The organism is Streptomyces sp. NPDC002306 (assembly GCF_053593435.1).
Map to the genome: position 1 here is coordinate 1 of NZ_JBSFCK010000024.1, position 18,111 is coordinate 18,111.

The following is an 18,111-nucleotide window of genomic DNA, read 5'->3' on the forward strand; positions in this document are numbered from 1 at the left end:
TTGTCCCCCCCACTGGGGTGCCCCCCCGAATCCTTCCCCCCCGGGCAAAACCCCCCCGTCTGGGGGGGGGGCCCCGGCCGCCGGGGCGCCGCCCCCACCCCCATCAGGCGTGATGACTGTTGTTTACCAGCGGTACCAGCGGTTTCGCCTGCCACCCGTGCCCGCGGGGCGGATCACGAATCCGAGAAGCCAAACGACCAGGACGACGGCTGCGATCCACCACAGAACCTTGAGCGCGAAACCGGCGCCGAAGAGGACCAGGGCGAGCAGAAGAACAAGAAGTACGGGAACCATAGTTTTCAACCTCCGTCGCCTCATGTGCCCCGCGAAACGACCTGCACTCCTGCGCCCTCACGCATTTCTGACCGGACACCAAAGAATTGACGCAGAAGCTTCTGTGGGACAACTTCCCGGTTTCAGGCCGACGTCGGGGGTGACCCGGAGGGGCCCACAATTTTCGAGTGGGAGTTCAGACGCGGGGCGCCCGGGTCGCGGTCTCCAGGTAGAAGGTGTCGATGCTCTGCACGGCCTCTTCGAATTCCACCAGGTTGACGGGCTTGGTCACGTAGGCGTTGGCGTGGCTGTTGTAGGCGTCGGCGACGTCGTCCGGCGCGGATGACGTGGTGAGGACGACCACGGGGATGGTCTGCAGGTTCTCGTCGGTCTTCAGAACCCGAAGCAGGTCACGGCCGTTCATCCGGGGCATGTTGAGATCGAGGACGATGAGGTCGGGACGTACGCTGCCCCGGGTGCGCAGGTGCTCCAGCGCGGCGACGCCGTCGGTGACCCGGACCAGGTTGCGGGCACCCCGCTCCGAGAGCGCTTCCTCGATGAGCAGGGCGTCGGCGACGTCGTCCTCGACGAGCAGGACGTCGAACGGGCGGGCGGGCGTGGCCGGCATCGGGTGCTCCGTGGGTGCTTCGTCAGAGTGGTGGAAGAGTCCCGGCCAGCGGCGCCGGGCTCCTTGGCGTGTCATGTCACTCGCTTCGCCGATCTGCGGGTAGCCGGCGCCGGCCCGGGCGGCGTCCAAGGCCGCGGTGCGCTGGAGGCGTTCGGCCGCCCGCTGAAGGTGCGTCAGTACGTGAAGCCGGGTCAGGGCCCGCGTCGGTTCGTCGGATGTCGAGTGTGGGGTGTCCGCGAGCAGTTGGAGGGTGAGGCGCCGCGCGAGCTCGTCGACGGCCGCGTCCGCACGTGCGGACTTCTCCTGCGTGCTCGTATCCACATCGAAGTTCCTGCCAGGCATACCGGGCACACTAGGCCCCATACCTGTCTCACGACAACAACTGTTGTCGAGTGCGCCTACAGTGTGCGCTGCGCCGTCTTCCAAGGCGGCCGTCACGGCGGAGGGACAGAGGATGACCGGCGACGAGAGGCTGCCGCGTGCGCGTGGGCTGTCCACGTGGACGACCCGGCAGTGGCTTCGCCGCGGAGTGGCCCTGTCCTTGACCGTCCTGGCCCTGCTCGGGGCCACGGGGGCGTGGGTCCTGGGGCGGACGGCGTCGATCAGCGATGATCTCATCGACGTGAAATCTCCCGCGCTGACCACGTCGATCCGCCTTGAAGCGGCTCTCCTCAACCAGGAGACCGGCATCCGCGGCTACGGGCTGACCGGCTCGCCGGACTTTCTGGGGCCCTACAAACAGGGACTCGCCGAGCAGAAGACGCACACCGCGAGGCTCTCGGAGCTGCTCAAGGGCGACACCGACGGCCTGCGCGATCTGAAGGTCGTGAAGGACGCCGTCGGAGCGTGGCAGGAGCGGATCGCCCGCCCGATCGCGGCCTCACCGCCCGGCTCGCCCTCGCCCCTGGCCACCGAACGCGCCGCCGACGGCAAAAGGACCTTCGACGCATTGCGTACGGCCATGACCACCCAACAGGAACGGCTGCGCGCGGACCGGGTGCGGGCGCGAGAGGACCTCGCGGCCACGATGAGGCTACGGAACTGGGTGTTCAGCGCGATCGCGCTCCTCATCGTCGTCCTCGCGGCAACGGTCTTCGAAGCGCTGCGCCGGGGCATCACCACACCGCTGGAGCGGCTCGGGGCGGACGCCCGCACCGTCGCCGAAGGCGAATTCGGCCACGCCATCACGCCGACCGGTCCCGCGGACCTGCGGCGGCTCAGCGGCGAGATCGACTTCATGCGCAGGCGCCTCGTACGGGAACTGGACTTCACCGAGGAAGCGCGGCTGCGCCTCGACGCGCAGGCCATGGATCTCCAGCGGTCCAACGCCGAACTGGAGCAGTTCGCGTACGTGGCCTCCCATGACCTTCAGGAGCCCCTGCGCAAGGTCTCCAGTTTCGCCCAGTTGCTGCAGCGGCGCTACGGAGGTCAGCTCGACGACCGGGCGGATCAGTACATAGGTTTCGCGGTCGACGGGGCGAACCGTATGCAGACCCTCATCAACGACCTGCTCGACTTCTCGCGGGTGGGCCGCGTCCACCGCGACCACGAGAGCATCGACCTCAACTCGGCGCTGCAGCAGGCCCTTTCCGCCCTCAGCGTCAGTATCGAAGAGGCGGATGCGGTGATCACCCAGGACCCGCTGCCGACCCTGGTCGCCGATCCCACGCAGATCGGCATGCTGTGGCAGAACCTGATCGGCAACGCCGTCAAGTTCCGTCGCCCGCAGGAACCACCGAGGATCCACGTATCTGCCGTGCGGGATGGGGAGTTGTGGCGGTTCGCCGTCACCGACAACGGCATCGGCATCTCCACCCAGTACGCGGAGCAGGTGTTCGTGATCTTCCAGCGGCTGCACACCAAGGACGCCTACAAAGGAAGCGGCATCGGCCTGGCGATGTGCAGGAAGATCGTCGAATTCCACGGCGGGACCATCGGCGTCGACCCCGAGTACGCGGACGGCACCCGCATCACGTTCAGCCTAATGAACGAGCCGCTGGAGACGGGCCTTTCGTCCGCCGCTCCGCAGGAGACCTGACCGGACGCGCAGTTGGAGCGCTGTCCGCGACGTGCCCTCCTGGGCGGCCGGTAGTCGAAGAGGCCGCAGTGGGGTGGGGCACTGTCGTACAGGCCGTTGCCGGACAGGCAGGCCCCCGTGCCGGCGGACAGGCAGGCCCCCGTGCCGGGGCTACTGCGCTAGCCTGCGCTGCGCTTACCGGGGGACCAGAGCAAGGGCTCGGCGGAAAAGGGCATCACGACACCGGTCCCCGAGGCCGATCCCAGCGTCCCAGCGGGACGAAGGACGCTTCGGCCACGACGGGCGTAGACCCTCAGGACCCACCGAGATCGCCCACGTCGTCGGCCTCGGCGGGGAGGATCGCGCGGGGCGTGCCTGCCGGTCCTGAACAGGCTCGTTCGGGGTACTTGGGCCGGAGGGGGGGACGTACTCCGTGCTTCTGAGCATGACGGCCGTGGCGATGGCGATGGTGACGGCACGCGTCGGCCTGCCCGCCGTCGCGGGAAGGAGTGATTCACATGAAGGCATCAAAGATCGCCTACAGGCCGGTCGGTCTCGCTCTGGGAGCGGCCAGCGGCATGATCGCCGGGGCGATGTTCAAGCAGGCCTGGAAAGTGTTCCGCCACGATGACGACGCCCCCGACGCCACCGATGAGGGACGCACCTGGCGCGAGGTGCTGCTCGCGGCCGCGCTCCAAGGTGCCATCTTCGCCGCGGTCAAGGCAGCCGTCGACCGTGCCGGAGCCACCGCCACTCGTGGCCTGACCGGTACATGGCCAGGCTGACCACCGTGACGCTGTTCTCGCGATCACCCCGTCGGCCGCAAGGGCGGCTGACGCGCCTCCGACAACCGGGTCCCGAAATTCGTCGGTTCCTCTGAAGATCGACGCAGTTCCGGGTGGGGAGCTGTGCACAGGGCAGTCGGAGCGTGGCGTCGAGTCCGTACGTCGCACGCGAACCCGGAGGTACGCGGTGCCCCAGAGGGTCGAGACCTCGTCCACGCTGTCGGTTCTGTCCACGGCCACGTTGCCGGACGGCCTGATGGCGCTGCCGGGCGCCTACCCGCCGCAAGCGGACACCGTGCTGCTCGCGGAGGCGCTCGCCCACGAGGATGTCCGGCCCGCCGCGGACGTCCTGGAGATCGGTACGGGCACCGGCGCCGTGGCTCTGCGCGCCGCGGCCAGGGGAGCCCGGGTCACGGCGGTCGACATCTCGTGGCCCGCGGTTGTCACGGCCCGGCTCAACGCCTGGCGTCACCGGCTCCCGCTGCGTGTCCTGCACGGCGACTTCGAGGCGCGTACCAAAGGATGCCGGTTCGATCTGGTCGTCGCGAACCCGCCGTACGTCCCCGCCCCGAGCGACCGGCTTCCCTCTCGTGGACCGCAGCGGGCCTGGGACGCGGGTCCCGACGGGCGCGGGCTCATCGACCGTATCTGCGCGAGCGCCCCCTCTCTGTTGCGTCGCGACGGGGTCCTGCTCATGGTGCACTCAGGGATGTGCGGGGCGGCGGAGACGCTCGACTGCCTCGCCAGGCTGGGGCTGGACGCGGAAGTCAGTGCGGAGGCCTCGGTTCCGTGGGGCCCCGTTCTGCGCTCGCGACGGGCCTGGCTACAGCAGCAGGGTCTGGTGGCGGAAGCCGAGGAATGGGAAGACCTGGTGATCATCCGTGCCCGGTACCGCTGACCGCCGCCCGTGCCCGTCGTCCGTCACGGCGCCCGCCCGCCGGGTGTCCCTGGAGCCGCAGGGCCCGGTCCTGGTCGAAGGACCGGTCGAGATCGTCCTGGACGACGGGACGATCGCCCGGTCCGACCGCTTCATGGTCGCGATCTGCACCTGCCGCCGCAGCCGTACGTACCCCTGGTGCGACACCAGTCATCGCCGTCGCGAGCGGACCACGTCGCCACCCGAGGACAGGAAACCGACATGACCCCTCGCGCCTCCGGCACCCCTACGGCGACCGCCGTCGGCCCGCGCCTCGTCGAAGGGCGGGGCGAACTGTCCGGCGCGGTGACACGGGCCCTGCGCTCCGGCGGCCCCCCGGAGTACGCGGCGGAATCCATACGCAGGGCCGACCCCTGGGGCGAAGACCTGCACCTCGCCCTCTACCTGCTCTACGAACTGCACTACCGTGGCTTCGACCAGGTGGACGACCAGCGGGAATGGGACCCCGACCTGCTGCGGATGCGGGGGGCCATGGAAGCGGCCTTCCTGCACGCCCTGCGCGGCGAGCTGGTGGACGGTCCCCGGTCGGTCGAGGACGCGTTCGCCCCGCTGCTCGTCGAGCCCGTCGACCTCTCCGGCAGTCTCAGCCACTCGCTCGAAACCGGCGGAGAACTCTGGCAGTTGCGTGAGTACGCGGCCTTGCGCTCCCTGTACCACCTCAAGGAAGCCGACCCCCACGCCTGGGCCATCCCCCGGCTCACCGGCAGGGCCAAGGCCGCGCTCGTCGCCATCGAGTACGACGAGTTCGGCGCCGGGCGCCCCGACCGCATCCACGCGCGGCTCTTCGCCGATCTCATGACCGATTTCGGCCTGGATCCCTCGTACGGCCGCTATCTGGACCAGGCACCGCCGGCGCTGCTGGCGACGGTGAACCTGATGTCGCTCTTCGGCCTGCACCGCGCGCTGCGCGGCGCGCTCGTCGGTCATTTCGCCTGCGTCGAGGTCACCTCACCTCCGGGGTCCAGGCGGCTGGCCAAGGCCATGAAGCGGTGCGGAGCGGGTCGCGCCGCCGAGCACTTCTACGCCGAGCACGTCGAGGCCGACGCCGTCCACGAGCAGGTGGTACGGCACGAGGTCATCGGCGGCCTCCTCGCCGACGAACCGGAGCTGGAAGAGGACATCGCGTTCGGCTGCGCGGCGACGGTCCTGCTGGAAGACCGTCTCGAGATTTACATCCGCGAAGCCTGGGGTCACGGACGCAGCGCACTGCGGACCGCTCTGCCCGAGCGCTGACCGAGGGTGCACGCGCTGCGACCGGCTTCACCGGCTTCGAGGACCCGGCCGGTGCCGACGGGCCGGTTCTCGTAGGAGACCCGGCCCGTCGGCACCGGGAGGGAAGTCAGTTCAGCTCGGCTCCCCGCGCCGCTGCTTCTTCCTCCGTGTGAGCCCGGCCGGTGGCGAGCGTGCCACCCGAGCTCTCCAGGTGCGCGCGCACGAACCACTGGAACTGTTCCAGGTCACGCAGCTGCCCGATCAGCAGATCCTCGGTGGCCGGGTCGATCTCACCCGCCTCCTTGACCGCCGCGCGGACGCCCTCGGCCACTCCCGTGTAGACCAGGTCGAGCGCGCCGAGATGCGCGATGGCGTCGGCCCGGCCGATGGAGTAGTCGTCCCAGGTACGCTCGGAGACCAGTGCGCCCGGAGTTCCCTGTGCGACCCCGCCGAGCGCGGCGATGCGCTCCGCCACGTCGTCGGCCATGTCCCGGACCCGGTCGACTTGCGGGTCGATCATCTCGTGGACGGCGATGAAGTGCGGCCCGACCACGTTCCAGTGCACGTGCTTGAGCGTCAGGTGCAGGTCGTTGAGCGCGTGCAGGCGAGTCTGGAGGGCCCCGATCAGTCGGCCTGCCGCCTCGCGCTGGATGCCGGGCACCGTGTACTTGGGGGTCAGGTCCTTGGTCATGGCTCACCTCGGTTGTCGACGCCGTTTGCGTATCAACAGCACGGATGCCCCCCTTCGACCGTCCCAGACCTGGGACGCCGCCGGCCCGGGTGCGTCGCCTCGCCAGTCACCTGGTCCGGGACCGACCTCGTCGACCAGCCACTGGCCGGGACGACGAGGAGGGGCGGCCCGGCCTCGCGGGATGCGTCCGGATGCGGCGGTCGTGGCCGCGGGTGATGCTTGCCGAGTGACCGAACGTTCCGTGATCGTCTACCCGCCCGTCAAAGGCGAGGGACGCCAAGTGCGTGTGGATCAGACCTCCGTGGGGACGGCATGCAGTCTGCGCGACTTGGCGGAGATCATGCGCCGGGCGGGGTGGGCAGGCGTGGATGAGATCGACGTGGCGAACTCGCCCGTCATCGAGTGGCACGGCGGTGGGCCCGAGGTGTGGTGACGGCACGACTGGAACGGCCGGCCGGCGGGCGTCGCGGCACAGGGGGCCCCGTGACCGCGCTGCAGATCCTCTGAACCGCCGAGCGCAACTCGGGCCCTTGCCGTCCTTGCCGTCCTGAGCCGGCCCCGCGACATGTCCCGATGCGGCTTCGTGCCCGGACGTGTTCCGGGGGTACGTGGTGGGGTGTGGACGAGCGAGAACGGAATCTTTCCGAGGCCGAGGATCTGTTGGCGGGGCTGAGCGTGGACGATCACCGGCCCGAACAGCCGGTGCTGCTGGACTCGCGCGGTGCCCCGATCCGGACGTGGCAGGAGAACTATCCGTACGAGCGGAAGATGAGCCGGAGGGAGTACGAGCGGGCCAAGCGGATCCTGCAGATCGAGCTGCTGAAGCTGCAACGCTGGGTGAAGGACACCGGGGCGCGCCTGGTGGTGATCTGCGAAGGCCGGGACGCCGCCGGCAAGGGCGGCACGATCCAGCGGTTCACCGAGCGGCTCAATCCGCGCGGAGCCCGGATCGTCGCCCTCGACAGGCCGACCGACCGGGAGTCGGGGCAGTGGTACTTCCAGCGCTACGTACCCCACCTGCCGACCGCCGGTGAGATCGTCTTCTTCGACCGCTCCTGGTACAACCGCGCCGGGGTCGAGCGGGTCATGGGCTTTTGCACCGACGAACAGTACGAGTTGTTCTTGCAGCAGTGCCCCGCCTTCGAGGACATGCTGGTGGCCGACGGGATCACGCTGGTCAAGTTCTGGTTCTCGGTCTCGCGCGCCGAACAGCGCACCCGCTTCGCGATCCGCCAGGTCGACCCGGTCCGGCAGTGGAAACTGTCCCCCACGGACGTGGCTTCGCTGGATCTGTGGGACGCGTACACCGCCGCCAAGATCGAGATGTTCCGGGCCACCGACACCGCGCGTGCGCCGTGGACGGTGGTGAAGAGCAACGACAAGCGACGAGGCCGGCTGGAGGCCCTGCGCAGCCTCCTGGCGCGCATCGACTACGACCGCAAGGACAGCGCGGCGGTCGGCCGCCCCGACCCGCTGATCGTGGGCGCCGCAGACACCCTCCTGGAGGCTGGGGAGGAAGACGCCGATCTCTCTCCCACCCCGCTGGCCGGCCGTCCACTGGGCCCCGGGCGCCACCCCCGGCATTCGCCCTCCGCCGAAAACTGACGCTCATGGTGCCGAGGACGCGTCAGGGCAAGGCTGGGGCCCGCGGGAGGAGAGGAGCGGTGATGCAGTGGTGATGCGTCGGTCCGTGCAGGGAGGTGTGGGGTCGGCCGGCCAGGGGGACTTGGTGGGCAGACCGGTGCCGGCGGTGCTCCCTGGGGAGCCGGCGTGGTCCAGGCTTCTCTGGTTCGGCCCGTGTGCCGGAGAAGCCGCCTCATGACCTGCTGGCTGTGGCGGGGCCCATGACCTGCCGGGCTGGCGGAGCGCCCTGCCCGCGGACGTGGCGGGTGATGCCGCGCGTATCCGCCGCTGGGTGGGCGTTCACGTGGTCCACGCCTGTGGGCCGCCGCCTTTCCACTCGATGCGGTCCCAGCTCGCGACATCGTCCGGCTCGATCCCCTCGATCCCCTCGATGCCTGCCCGCCGCAGGAACTCGGCCACGTCGAGCAGGCTGTACGCCATGCCGAGGAATGCCTCGCCCACGCGTACGCGGCGGCCGCCGTCCTCGGCGGCCGGGTACACCACGACTGGGATCGCAGCGGCCATGACTCCAGCCTGACCCGTCCCGGGTGCCGGCGCGCGGGGGATGGGCGGCGGGCGCCATCGCTCGTGGCGCGCTGCCCCGGCCGGTGCGCTCGCGTGCGTACGAGCAGGTGCGCGCGAGGGGTGCGTACCAGCGGGTGGGCATCCTGCTCACGGCCGGTGCGATCGAGTGCGTACGGCTGGGTGCGCCCGGGGTCAGCCCGTGACGGGGTCAGCCTGTTGGGGGACGCGCAAGGCGAGCAGGGCGGTGTCGTCGTTGGCCCAGTCACCGCTGTGTTCCGTCAGCAGTCGGCCGAGGCGGGTGACGATGCCCTGGGCGTCCAGGCGACCGCAGTCGGCGAGTGCGGCGGCCAGGGCGGCCTCGCCGAACAGGGGACGCTCGCCGGAAGCGGCGGTGCGGCGTTCGCGCGCTTCCGTGGCGCCGTCGGTGTACAGGAGCAGGGTGTCGCCGGGGGCGAGGCGGAAGCGGACGTCGGTGAGGTGCACGTCGGGCAGGATGCCCAGCAGGTGACCGGGCCGGCCGACCTCCTGGATACGGCCGTCGGCACGGCGGATCAGCGCCGGGAGGTGTCCCGCCGTGCACAGGCGGCCCGCGAGACCGCCGGGAGTGGCGCGGAAAGTGGCGTAGACGGCGGTCAGGAAGCGTTCGCCCTTGCGCTGATCGATCAGGGCGGAGTTCAGATGGCGCAGCACGGTGGCGGGGGAGAGGTGCTGGGTGGCCTCGGCGCGCAGGGTGTACCGGGCCAGGGCGGTGACCTTGGCGGCTTCGGTGCCCTTGCCGCAGACGTCCCCCATCACGGTGCACCACCACGGGCCTTTGGCGTGGAAGAGGTCGTAGAAGTCGCCGACGACGGTGGTGCCACCCGCCGCGGGCAGGTACGTGGCTGCCGCCTCCAGCCCGGGCACCTTCGGCAGCGCGGGGGGCAGCAGGCTGTCCTGGAGACTGCGCGCGAGCGCGCTGGAGCTTTCCAGGGCGCTCTCGGCGGTGGCGAGGGCTTCCTCCGCGGTGGTCAGGGACGTACGCAGGTTGATCTCGTTGCTGACCGCGCGGGCCATGGTGGCCAGCGAGCCCAGCTCGCCGGGCTGCCAGACGTGGGGGTTGTCGTCGATCACGCACATGCTGCCCAGCACCTCACCGCCGGGGCCGAGGATCGGGTAGCCCGCCCAGGCGCCGATCTTCATCGGCACCACGGAGGGGTGTGCACGGGTGCGGGGATCGACTGCGGCGTCCTCGACGACGAACGGGTCCCCGGCCAGGCCGACGAGGAAGTAGCAGAAGCTCTCCTCGACCGGGTTCTGCCGTGGGGCCGGGTCCTGGACGGGCACTCCGACGCAGGACTTCCAGAACGAACGTCGGCCGTCGACCAGGGTGATGAAGGCACGCCGACAGCCGGTGACCGCCGCGGCGAGCTGGGCGAGGTCCTCGAAGGCTGCCTCGGGTGGGGTGTCCAGCAGTCCCGTCGCCGCCACCGCGGCCAGACGCCGTGGGTCCGAGAGGGCCGCGGGCAGTCCGTCGCCGCGCAGGCCGCCGGGATACGTGACGTCAAGCATGCGGTACCCCCTGATCGGTGCCCGGGTTCCGCAGGCGTCATGACGGCGGCCACTACCACCGGACGTCAAAAGATTTGACGTGCTGTTCCAGCCTAACGCGCGAGCAGGCGCCGGGAGCTGGTTCGTGCTGCTGTCCTGTGAGGTGGGAGCGCCGCGGGACGGAGGCGCGCGGTGGCGCCGACTTGGGCCGGGGCGCGTCAGTCCTGAAGGGCCTGGTCCAGGGTGGGGTAGCAGGGGATGAGCAGGTCGAGGCCGACGAGTTCCATCACCCGTCGCAACGGTGCCTGCGCACCCGCGATGCGCAGCCATCCCTCGGTCGCGGCGGTGGGCCGGTAGGCGGCGATGAGCGCGTTGATGCCGCTGGAGTCCATGAAGGCCACCCCGGCGAGGTCGGCCACGGTGCGGGAGGCGACGTCGCCGTCCGGTGGGACGAGTGCCCTCTCGGCGCGGTCACGGGTGGCGTGGTCCAGGTCGCCGTGGAGTGCCACGACGCGGACGCCGTCGACGAGGGCATGCCGGACCGAGAGAAAGCCGGGCTGTGCGGGCTGTGGTGTGGTCACGTCGTCCTCGCCTGTGGTCGCTGATGCGGCCCGGGTCCAGGCACGTACCGCAAGCTTGCCCCGGTATCGCGAGAGGACATACGCGATCGGTCAGACCCATCTGGAGAAAATCGTGTGCTTCCGGTCGTCCCGGGTAGTCGAACGCACCAGGCGATCGAAGGCGGGCAGAGGATGGAGCCAGTCGGCCGAGGTGACGAAGTGAGTCCGCACCATGCTCATGCCCTGGCCACCGCGCTGCCGCTCGACGGCGCGGACTCCTCCATCGCCCAGGCGCGCCGGCTGGCCGCCGACTTCCTCGCCCGCGCCCGTGCGGACGGAGAGGTGACCGTCTCGGCGCGCGCGATGGACGTCACCCAACTCGTCGTCAGCGAACTGGTCACCAACGCCCGCAAATACGCCCCCGGTCCCGTCCTGATGGAATTGCGCATCGCGGGCGGCGCGGTGGAGGTGACCGTGCAGGACAGTGCTCGCGTCCGGCCGGTTGCCTGCTCCGGCGATGCCCGCAGGCTCGGCCGGCACGGCCTGGAAATCGTGATGGCCGTCGCCGAACGCTTCGACGTCCACCTCGATCCCGAAGGTAAACGCGTCACCGCGCACATCGCCCTGGCCGAGAACCCCGCGCGCCACTGACGTACGGGAGAAACGGTTCCGCAGGCTTGCCGTTGCCGTTGCCGTTGCCGTTGCCGTTGCCGCTGCCGCTGCCGTTGCCGTTGCCGCTGCCGCTGCCGCTGCCGCTGCCGCTGCCCGGCCGGTTCCGGCGGACGTGGAAGAAGCCGCCTCTCCCGTACGACGTGCCTGTCGTCCGCCGGTACGGCCGCCGGCTACACGCGCGCCTACACCTCGATCTGGGAGCCCATGATGACCGTGCGGTCGCGGGGGAGGCCGAAGTGCTCGGCGGCGTCGGCCGTGATGTAGGAGGTGGCGATGAACAGCCGCTTGCGCCAGGGTGCCATCGTCGGTGCCTTGCCGCGCTGGAGCTCGATCTTCGACAGGAAGTACGACGCGTGGTCGTGCTGCAACGGCCCTTCGGTCTGGGCCGGGTCGAGCATCGCCAGCGTGCCGGGCACATCCGGCGTCTCCATGTACCCGAACCGGGCCGTGACGTGGATTATCCCGTCGTCGCTGTAGCCGAGGTCGTCGATGTCGATCCGTCGGTCGGACGAGACACGGGGCACGGGCTCGGTCTCGATGGACAGGATCACGACTTGAGCGTGCCGCACGTGGTTGTGTTCCACGTTGTCCCGCATGGCCAGCGGCGCCGTCTCCTTGCCGCGGTTGAGGAACACGGCCGTGCCGGGGACCTGGAGCACCGACGTCTCCCCGCTGCGGAGGCTGTCGACGAACTCGCGCAGCGAGCCCTCGTGGCGTGCTCGTTCCGCGGTGACGATGTCGCGGCCTCGCTGCCAGGTCGTCATGACGGTGAACGCGGTGACGCCGATCAGCAGCGGCAGCCACGCGCCGTGGATCAGCTTGGTCAGGTTGGCGGCGACGAACAGCAGGTCGACGAAGAGCAGTAGCGTCGCGCCGATCGCGATCAGCCAGGTGGGCGTGCCCCATTTGGTGCGGGCGATGTAGAAGAACAGCAGGGTGGTGATGGTGATGGTGCCGGTGACCGCCATGCCGAACGCGTAGGCCAGGGCCGTGGAGCTGCGGAAGGCGAAGACCAGGGTCAGGACCGAGACCATCAGCAGCCAGTTGATCCAGGGGACGTAGATCTGGCCGATGGTGGACTCGGAGGTGTGCGCGATCCGCAGCCTCGGCAGGTAGCCGAGCTGAGCCGCCTGGGAGGCGACCGAGTAGGCACCGGTGATCACCGCCTGCGAGGCGATCACCGTGGCCGCCGTGGCCAGCAGAACCATCGGCCACCGTCCCCACTCGGGCACGAGCAGGAAGAACGGACTGCTGATGTTGTGCGGATCGTCGAGGATCAGCGCGCCCTGGCCGAGGTAGCTCAGGATGCAGGCGGGGAAGACGAGGAACATCCATGCGCGGGTGATCGCCCGGCGGCCGAAGTGCCCCATGTCCGCGTACAGCGCCTCCGCGCCGGTGACCGCGAGGACCACTGCCGCGAGCGCGAAGAAAGCGGTGCCGAAATGGCCGAGCAGGAAACCCAGCGCGTAGCTCGGCCACAGCGCCCGCAGGATGTCCGGGTGGTCGGCGATGCCGACGACTCCGCACGCGCCGACGGCCACGAACCAGACGATCATGATCGGCCCGAACACCCGGCCCACCGCGGCGGTTCCCCGGCGCTGCACCAGGAACAGCAGCACGATGATCACCGCGGTGATGGGGACGACCGCGCTGCCCAGCGACGGCTCGACGACCTTCAGCCCCTCGACCGCGGACAGTACCGAGATCGCCGGTGTGATCATGCTGTCGCCGAAGAACAGCGACGCGCCGAAGATGCCCAGTGCGGCCAGTACGGCGGCCGTCCGACGCCCGCGCTGTGAACTCCACCGCCGCAGCAGCGTGATCAGCGCCATGATGCCGCCCTCGCCGTCATTGTCGGCGCGCATCGCCAGCAGCACGTAGGTGACCATGACGATGATCACCACCGACCAGAACACCAGTGACACCACCCCGTACACGTTCTGCGTGCTGACCGGGACCGGGTGGGGGTCGCTGGGGTTGAACACGGTCTGGAGCGTGTAGATCGGGCTGGTCCCGATGTCACCGAAGACCACCCCGAGCGCGCCGATCACCACGGCGAGCCGCACCGTGTCGCGCACGCTCGCACGACGTGCCTCCGGCGGCGGTACGGACGCCTCGTCCGCCGCGGCCTCGTGCCGACGATCGGGCATGGTGATCCTCCTCCTCGCGGACTGCGATGCCGCAGGCCTGGTGCATCGCAGCGGACACTACCGATTCACCGGAGCAATCGCCCACAGTGATCGCCCACTTCGGCACCACTGACGACCGATCTGGACCAGATGTGCGCCGATCACGCGGCGGAGACGGCGTGAGGCGGCGGGACCCCGTCGGGCGCGGCGCGGCGGATGGCCCCGAGGGAAGGGCCAGCCGGTCGGCCGGCACCGAGGCCCGCGTTCCGATCGGCACCGCAGCCCGTGTTGCGGCCGGTTCGGCTCAAGGGCCGGTCGGATCAGACCTCGGGCCGGTCGGTCCACGCTTCCCACAGTGCGGCGTAGGCCTTGTCCGTCGTCAGGAGCTCGGTGTGTGTGCCGGTGGCGCGAATCCGTCCGTCGGCCATCAGAACGACCCGGTCGGCGGCGACGGCCTGGGAGAGCCGGCGGGCGACGACGATCGAGGTGCGGCCGACGAGCACGCGGTCGACAGCCGATTCCGCGGGGAATGCCGCGCGGTCGAGGTCCAGGCCCGCGAGGGCCAGTGCGGCACGCAACCGGTCCTCATCGTCGGCGTCGACGTCCCCTACCTCACGAAGGTGTACGAGAACTGGAGAACTCGGACTGGGACGTCATCCAGGGCGGCTTCGACGTCGGCAACTACGGGATCTGCAGCACCACTTCGGCCGTCGGTGACGTACTGAACCGGCTGGGGGCGCACTTCGCCTCGGCGTCGGACGCGGTCGAGGACGGCAGCACCAAGTCGGTGTCGTACGAGAAGGCCGACCTGCTCAAGGACGCGGACTACGTCATCTACTGCACGAACAACGACGGCTCACCGGCCAACAACATCCAGAAGCTGTTCGACCTCGGCACCTTCAAGGACCTGCCCGCCGCACGCGACGGACATGCGGTCGGCACCGCCGACTTCCTGCCCGGCTCCTACTCGGATGCCACGGGCGTGGTCGAGGGGGCCATCACCGCGGCGCGGTGATGGCCCCCTCCGGAGATCACGCAGGCCCCACGGGGCCTGGACGAGGTACGGCTACTGCGCGCCGCTCTTCTTCAAGGCCAGACCGTCGCCCTACATGTGCCGTCGCCGTGCGGCGGTGGCCGCGTCGACGAGTGCTGCCATGTGCTGAGGGGGCGAGCGGTCAGCGGCCGAGGGCCTTGCGCAGCTCGTCCTTGTTCATGGTGGAGCGGCCGTCGATGTGCCTCTCCTTGGCCTCCTCGTACAGCTGGTGCTTCGTGGGTCCTTGCGAGGTGCTGCGGGAGCGTCCGCCGGGCTGTGCCGCGCGCGCCGCCACCTCTTCGGCGAGCTGGTCGGAGACACCGTGTTCCTTGGCGTTTTCCTTGATCTGCTCGTACTGCCGTTCGCGTTTCTTGCTCGATCCAGTAGGCATGATGCCTCCTACCAGCGATCGGATTCCTGGTGTGCCGGGGTGTCCGCCGTGCAGGGCACCACATGCATGCGCACCCCGTGTGCATCTCCACTCAACGCCCTGCGCACACAGCGCGCCAATTCGAGACGGCGGCTCACGCGAAGCTTCCCGCGTCCCGGATGCCGGTGGCGGCCATCGGCCGGAGTCCTGGTGCGGACGAAGCGCGGCACCGATGACCATCGCCTTCGCCCGTCGGGCCCTGAAGGCGATTCGGTTCCGGACAGGACCCTGCCGCTGTAACGGTTCTCACGGGCTGCGGGGCCCGGTGTGGTGTTGACGGTGCTTACATTGCGGGTTAGCTTCATGTGAGCACTGTCAACATGTGAGTGAGGGAGCTGCGCGGATGTCATCGCCTCAGCAGGAAATGACCAAGGTGGACCTGGGTGGCCGTACGGTGAGAGTCCCCAAGGGGGGTCTGTACGACCGCTATCGGATGGACACGGATCTCGACGCGGTCGCTCGTGATCCCCGCGTCAGCGGAGTGGACTTCTTCCGGCGGCTGCCGAAGGCGAAGGTCGACTCGGCGATCGGCCCGACGCTGACGCCGAACTTCTACTACCGCATCTCGACCGCCCGGCTGACGATGCTCGCCCGCTCCCGCGCGATCCGCGCCCGGCTGCCCGAAGAACTGGCGCCGCTGGAAGTCGCACCAGGGGTGGGGCTGGTCTCGGTGATGTTCTTCAGCTACGACGTGTGCGACATCGACTCCTACACCGAGGCCGCCGTCGGGATCGCCGTGAAGCCCGCCCGGCACGGCAGGTTCGGCTTCTTCGACCTCGTCGCGGGCCTCAAGAACGAGCACCTCGACTCCTACGTGCTGTCCCTGCCGGTGAGCACGGAGATCGCCCAGGTGCGCGGCCACGACGGCTACGGCTTCCCCAAGTGGGTCACCCGGCTCGATGTCGACATCGACGCCCAGCGGACGAGCGCACGCGTGGCCAATGACGCCGGCGGAACGGACCTGTCCCTCTCGGCGGTCACGCCGGCGCAGACCGCGTATCCGAGCGGAGAGCGGGTCTCGGCCCTCACCTCCTACACGTCCATCAACGGCGCGTGGCACTCGACGCTGAGCCAGACCCACGTACTGTCGGCCGGCACCGCGCTGCTTCCACGCGCTGTCCAACTCCACGTCGGCGAGGGCCGTATGGCGGATGACCTGCGGTCGCTGCGCCCGATCAGGGCGGTCCAGTTCGACGTCGTGACCGAGGGGCAGCTCGCCCTGCACATGCCGGTCCCCACCTCGGTCCAGAGCCGGAAGTAAGGAGCCCCGTCATGGTCACCGACCACACCACCCGTCCCGCCGCCGCCACACGCGGCACCGGGCTGCCCGCCTCACTGGCTCCGGCCCGGATCGAGCGTCTGGCGGCGCGCGTCACCGCCGCGGCGGACGCCGTGCGGGTCACCACCACCGCCCCGTACACCGGTGTCCCGCTCGCCGACCTGCCGGTCTCGACGCCCGCGGACGTCGAGGACGCCTTCGCGCGGGCCCGCATCGCCCAGAAGGCCTGGGCCGCCGTATCCCTGACTCGGCGCAAGAAGATCCTGCTGCGGTTCCACGACCTGGTGCTGGCCCGCCAGGACGAGGCGCTGGACCTGATGCAGGCCGAGAACGGCAAGACCCGCCGCGACGCGTTCCTCGAAGTGCTGGACACGGCGATCACCTCCCGCTACTACGCGCGCAACGGCGCCAAGTTCCTGCGGCCCAAGCGCCGTCGTGGCGCGATCCCGGTGCTGACCCACACCACCGAACTGCGCCACCCCAAGGGTGTCGTCGCGGTCGTCTCCCCGTGGAACTACCCGCTGAGCATGGCCGCAGGCGACGCCATCCCGGCCCTCATGGCGGGCAACGCGGTTGTCCAGAAGCCCGACACACAGACCGCCCTCAGCGCGTTGTGGGCACTGGACCTGATGCACGAGGCCGGCCTGCCGGCCGGGGTGTGGCAGATGGTGGTGGGGCGGGGCAGCTCCATCGGGGACGCGCTGATGGCCAACGCCGACTTCATGATGTTCACCGGTTCCACCGCCAGCGGACGCAAGATCGCGCGCGACGCCGGCGAACGGCTCATCGGCGCATCCCTGGAACTCGGCGGCAAGAACCCGATGATCGTCCTGGACGACGCCGACATCGAAAAGGCCGCCGACGGAGCGGTCGCCGCCTGCTTCCCCTCCGCCGGTCAACTGTGTGTCTCCATCGAGCGCCTGTACGTGGCCGAGTCCATCCGGGACCAGTTCGTCGCCGCGTTCGTCGCCCGTACCGAACAGCTCAAGATCGGTGCCGCCTACGACTACGGCGTCGACGTCGGCAGCCTCACCACCCCGTCCCAACTGGACACCGTCACCGCCCACGTCGACGACGCCGTCGCGAAGGGCGCGACGCTCCTCGCCGGCGGCAGGCCGCGGCCGGACCTGGGTCCGCTGTTCCACGAGCCGACCATCCTCACCGACGTCACCCCCGACATGACGCTGTACGACCACGAGACCTTCGGTCCCGTCGTCTCGGTCTACCCCTTCAGCACCGTCGATGAAGCGGTCGCACGGGCCAACGCCACGCCGTACGGCCTCAACGCCAGCGTGTGGACCCGCGACGGAGCCCGGGGCCGGGCGGTGGCTGCCCGCGTGCACGCGGGCACCGTCAACGTCAACGAGGCGTTCGCCGCCGCATGGGGGAGCATCGACGCACCGATGGGTGGCATGGGCGACTCTGGACTCGGCCGCCGCCACGGCGCCGACGGAATCCTCAAGTACACCGAGGCCCAGACCGTCGCCCACCAGCGCGTCCAAGGGTTCTCCCCACCGGCCGGGATCTCGCCCGAAACCTGGGCCACCCTGCTGACCGGCGCCCTGAAGGTCCTGAAGGCGGCCGGCGTTCGCTGAAGTGCCGGAAGCCCGGCGACCGCGGCTTCGATCAAGCCGCCGTCACCCTCGATGCACGTGCGAGCCGCGGCCGTACGTGCATCTCCGCGTCGGGGAGCGGATCGGGTGCGGGGCTTCCCGACAGCCGGCGGACCCCGGAGTGACGCCGGCGGTTCTGTGACGGCGTGACCCGCGCGGAACCTGCTTGAGCGGCGC

Annotated in this window: 20 protein-coding genes; 11 read left to right on the top strand and 9 right to left on the bottom strand. The window is 70.0% G+C overall.

Annotated features, from left to right (window positions below):
• Window positions 1-123: 123 nt before the first annotated feature.
• Window positions 124-294 (bottom strand): hydrophobic protein, encoded by a 171-nt coding sequence (locus ACWCQK_RS31385; RefSeq protein ID WP_451160730.1) that lies wholly within the window; start codon window positions 292-294, stop codon window positions 124-126.
• 175 nt (window positions 295-469) lie between these two features.
• Window positions 470-1,243 (bottom strand): response regulator, encoded by a 774-nt coding sequence (locus tag ACWCQK_RS31390; protein ID WP_451160732.1) that lies wholly within the window; start codon window positions 1,241-1,243, stop codon window positions 470-472.
• Between the two features lie 112 nt (window positions 1,244-1,355).
• On the opposite strand from ACWCQK_RS31390, the gene ACWCQK_RS31395 reads away from it, so the two are divergent.
• From ACWCQK_RS31395 to ACWCQK_RS31415, 5 genes are all read left to right on the top strand, one after another.
• Window positions 1,356-2,939, top strand: a complete 1,584-nt coding sequence (locus ACWCQK_RS31395; RefSeq protein ID WP_451160734.1) for a sensor histidine kinase — start codon at window positions 1,356-1,358, stop codon at window positions 2,937-2,939.
• Window positions 2,940-3,436: 497 nt separating this feature from the next.
• Entirely contained in the window at window positions 3,437-3,703 is a 267-nt protein-coding gene (locus ACWCQK_RS31400) for a DUF4235 domain-containing protein (RefSeq protein ID WP_451160736.1), read from the top strand.
• A 256-nt stretch (window positions 3,704-3,959) separates the two neighbouring features.
• A complete protein-coding gene (locus tag ACWCQK_RS31405) occupies window positions 3,960-4,601 on the top strand; it encodes a HemK2/MTQ2 family protein methyltransferase (protein ID WP_451160880.1) in 642 nt (213 codons plus the stop codon).
• Window positions 4,585-4,845 (top strand): CDGSH iron-sulfur domain-containing protein, encoded by a 261-nt coding sequence (locus ACWCQK_RS31410; protein WP_451160738.1) that lies wholly within the window; start codon window positions 4,585-4,587, stop codon window positions 4,843-4,845. The genes ACWCQK_RS31405 and ACWCQK_RS31410 overlap by 17 nt, the downstream gene beginning before the upstream one ends.
• Entirely contained in the window at window positions 4,842-5,873 is a 1,032-nt protein-coding gene (locus ACWCQK_RS31415) for an iron-containing redox enzyme family protein (protein WP_451160740.1), read from the top strand. The genes ACWCQK_RS31410 and ACWCQK_RS31415 overlap by 4 nt, the downstream gene beginning before the upstream one ends.
• 106 nt (window positions 5,874-5,979) lie before the next feature.
• On the opposite strand, the gene dps is transcribed toward ACWCQK_RS31415, so the two are convergent.
• Window positions 5,980-6,543, bottom strand: coding sequence for a DNA starvation/stationary phase protection protein Dps (gene dps / locus ACWCQK_RS31420; protein ID WP_451160742.1), 564 nt, complete (start codon window positions 6,541-6,543; stop codon window positions 5,980-5,982).
• Between the two features lie 226 nt (window positions 6,544-6,769).
• On the opposite strand from dps, the gene ACWCQK_RS31425 reads away from it, so the two are divergent.
• Both ACWCQK_RS31425 and ppk2 read left to right on the top strand, forming a co-directional pair.
• The gene (locus ACWCQK_RS31425; protein WP_451160743.1) at window positions 6,770-6,976 is read left to right on the top strand and encodes a hypothetical protein; all 207 of its coding nucleotides are present in this window, start codon (window positions 6,770-6,772) and stop codon (window positions 6,974-6,976) included.
• A gap of 140 nt (window positions 6,977-7,116) precedes the next feature.
• Window positions 7,117-8,148, top strand: coding sequence for a polyphosphate kinase 2 (ppk2, locus tag ACWCQK_RS31430; RefSeq protein ID WP_451160745.1), 1,032 nt, complete (start codon window positions 7,117-7,119; stop codon window positions 8,146-8,148).
• A gap of 318 nt (window positions 8,149-8,466) precedes the next feature.
• On the opposite strand, the gene ACWCQK_RS31435 is transcribed toward ppk2, so the two are convergent.
• The 3 genes from ACWCQK_RS31435 to ACWCQK_RS31445 form a co-directional block, all read right to left on the bottom strand.
• Complete coding sequence (locus tag ACWCQK_RS31435; protein ID WP_451160747.1) at window positions 8,467-8,691, bottom strand: hypothetical protein; 225 nt, start codon at window positions 8,689-8,691, stop codon at window positions 8,467-8,469.
• Window positions 8,692-8,883: 192 nt separating this feature from the next.
• Entirely contained in the window at window positions 8,884-10,239 is a 1,356-nt protein-coding gene (locus tag ACWCQK_RS31440; protein WP_451160749.1) for a PP2C family protein-serine/threonine phosphatase, read from the bottom strand.
• A 197-nt stretch (window positions 10,240-10,436) separates the two neighbouring features.
• The gene (locus ACWCQK_RS31445; RefSeq protein WP_451160751.1) at window positions 10,437-10,799 is read right to left on the bottom strand and encodes an STAS domain-containing protein; all 363 of its coding nucleotides are present in this window, start codon (window positions 10,797-10,799) and stop codon (window positions 10,437-10,439) included.
• 171 nt (window positions 10,800-10,970) lie between these two features.
• On the opposite strand from ACWCQK_RS31445, the gene ACWCQK_RS31450 reads away from it, so the two are divergent.
• A complete protein-coding gene (locus ACWCQK_RS31450; protein WP_451160753.1) occupies window positions 10,971-11,429 on the top strand; it encodes an ATP-binding protein in 459 nt (152 codons plus the stop codon).
• 203 nt (window positions 11,430-11,632) lie between these two features.
• On the opposite strand, the gene ACWCQK_RS31455 is transcribed toward ACWCQK_RS31450, so the two are convergent.
• A complete protein-coding gene (locus ACWCQK_RS31455; protein WP_451160755.1) occupies window positions 11,633-13,600 on the bottom strand; it encodes a potassium transporter Kup in 1,968 nt (655 codons plus the stop codon).
• 299 nt (window positions 13,601-13,899) lie between these two features.
• Entirely contained in the window at window positions 13,900-14,157 is a 258-nt protein-coding gene (locus tag ACWCQK_RS31460; protein ID WP_451160757.1) for a hypothetical protein, read from the bottom strand.
• Here ACWCQK_RS31460 and ACWCQK_RS31465 point away from each other — a divergent pair.
• Entirely contained in the window at window positions 14,145-14,594 is a 450-nt protein-coding gene (locus ACWCQK_RS31465) for a hypothetical protein (RefSeq protein WP_451160759.1), read from the top strand. The genes ACWCQK_RS31460 and ACWCQK_RS31465 overlap by 13 nt on opposite strands.
• Before the next feature lie 160 nt (window positions 14,595-14,754).
• On the opposite strand, the gene ACWCQK_RS31470 is transcribed toward ACWCQK_RS31465, so the two are convergent.
• Window positions 14,755-15,003: a plasmid stabilization protein gene (locus tag ACWCQK_RS31470; protein ID WP_451160761.1), complete on the bottom strand. Its 249-nt coding sequence runs from the start codon at window positions 15,001-15,003 to the stop codon at window positions 14,755-14,757.
• Between the two features lie 382 nt (window positions 15,004-15,385).
• On the opposite strand from ACWCQK_RS31470, the gene ACWCQK_RS31475 reads away from it, so the two are divergent.
• Together ACWCQK_RS31475 and ACWCQK_RS31480 are read left to right on the top strand one after the other, a co-directional pair.
• Window positions 15,386-16,303, top strand: a complete 918-nt coding sequence (locus ACWCQK_RS31475) for an acetoacetate decarboxylase family protein (protein ID WP_451160763.1) — start codon at window positions 15,386-15,388, stop codon at window positions 16,301-16,303.
• An 11-nt stretch (window positions 16,304-16,314) separates the two neighbouring features.
• Window positions 16,315-17,916 carry a succinic semialdehyde dehydrogenase gene (locus ACWCQK_RS31480; protein ID WP_451160765.1) on the top strand — a complete coding sequence of 534 codons (1,602 nt, stop codon included), beginning with the start codon at window positions 16,315-16,317 and terminating at the stop codon, window positions 17,914-17,916.
• Window positions 17,917-18,111: the final 195 nt, after the last annotated feature.

What these genes read in the sequence shown, in the direction of transcription:
- ACWCQK_RS31385 (WP_451160730.1), bottom strand. Translation starts at nt 294, where the DNA reads ATGGTTCCCGTACTTCTTGTTCTTCTGCTCGCCCTGGTCCTCTTCGGC.
- ACWCQK_RS31390 (WP_451160732.1), bottom strand. Translation starts at nt 1,243, where the DNA reads ATGCCTGGCAGGAACTTCGATGTGGATACGAGCACGCAGGAGAAGTCC.
- ACWCQK_RS31395 (WP_451160734.1), top strand. Translation starts at nt 1,356, where the DNA reads ATGACCGGCGACGAGAGGCTGCCGCGTGCGCGTGGGCTGTCCACGTGG.
- ACWCQK_RS31400 (WP_451160736.1), top strand. Translation starts at nt 3,437, where the DNA reads ATGAAGGCATCAAAGATCGCCTACAGGCCGGTCGGTCTCGCTCTGGGA.
- ACWCQK_RS31405 (WP_451160880.1), top strand. Translation starts at nt 3,960, where the DNA reads ATGGCGCTGCCGGGCGCCTACCCGCCGCAAGCGGACACCGTGCTGCTC.
- ACWCQK_RS31415 (WP_451160740.1), top strand. Translation starts at nt 4,842, where the DNA reads ATGACCCCTCGCGCCTCCGGCACCCCTACGGCGACCGCCGTCGGCCCG.
- dps (WP_451160742.1), bottom strand. Translation starts at nt 6,543, where the DNA reads ATGACCAAGGACCTGACCCCCAAGTACACGGTGCCCGGCATCCAGCGC.
- ppk2 (WP_451160745.1), top strand. Translation starts at nt 7,117, where the DNA reads ATGCGGCTTCGTGCCCGGACGTGTTCCGGGGGTACGTGGTGGGGTGTG.
- ACWCQK_RS31435 (WP_451160747.1), bottom strand. Translation starts at nt 8,691, where the DNA reads ATGGCCGCTGCGATCCCAGTCGTGGTGTACCCGGCCGCCGAGGACGGC.
- ACWCQK_RS31440 (WP_451160749.1), bottom strand. Translation starts at nt 10,239, where the DNA reads ATGCTTGACGTCACGTATCCCGGCGGCCTGCGCGGCGACGGACTGCCC.
- ACWCQK_RS31450 (WP_451160753.1), top strand. Translation starts at nt 10,971, where the DNA reads ATGGAGCCAGTCGGCCGAGGTGACGAAGTGAGTCCGCACCATGCTCAT.
- ACWCQK_RS31455 (WP_451160755.1), bottom strand. Translation starts at nt 13,600, where the DNA reads ATGCCCGATCGTCGGCACGAGGCCGCGGCGGACGAGGCGTCCGTACCG.
- ACWCQK_RS31470 (WP_451160761.1), bottom strand. Translation starts at nt 15,003, where the DNA reads ATGCCTACTGGATCGAGCAAGAAACGCGAACGGCAGTACGAGCAGATC.
- ACWCQK_RS31475 (WP_451160763.1), top strand. Translation starts at nt 15,386, where the DNA reads ATGTCATCGCCTCAGCAGGAAATGACCAAGGTGGACCTGGGTGGCCGT.
- ACWCQK_RS31480 (WP_451160765.1), top strand. Translation starts at nt 16,315, where the DNA reads ATGGTCACCGACCACACCACCCGTCCCGCCGCCGCCACACGCGGCACC.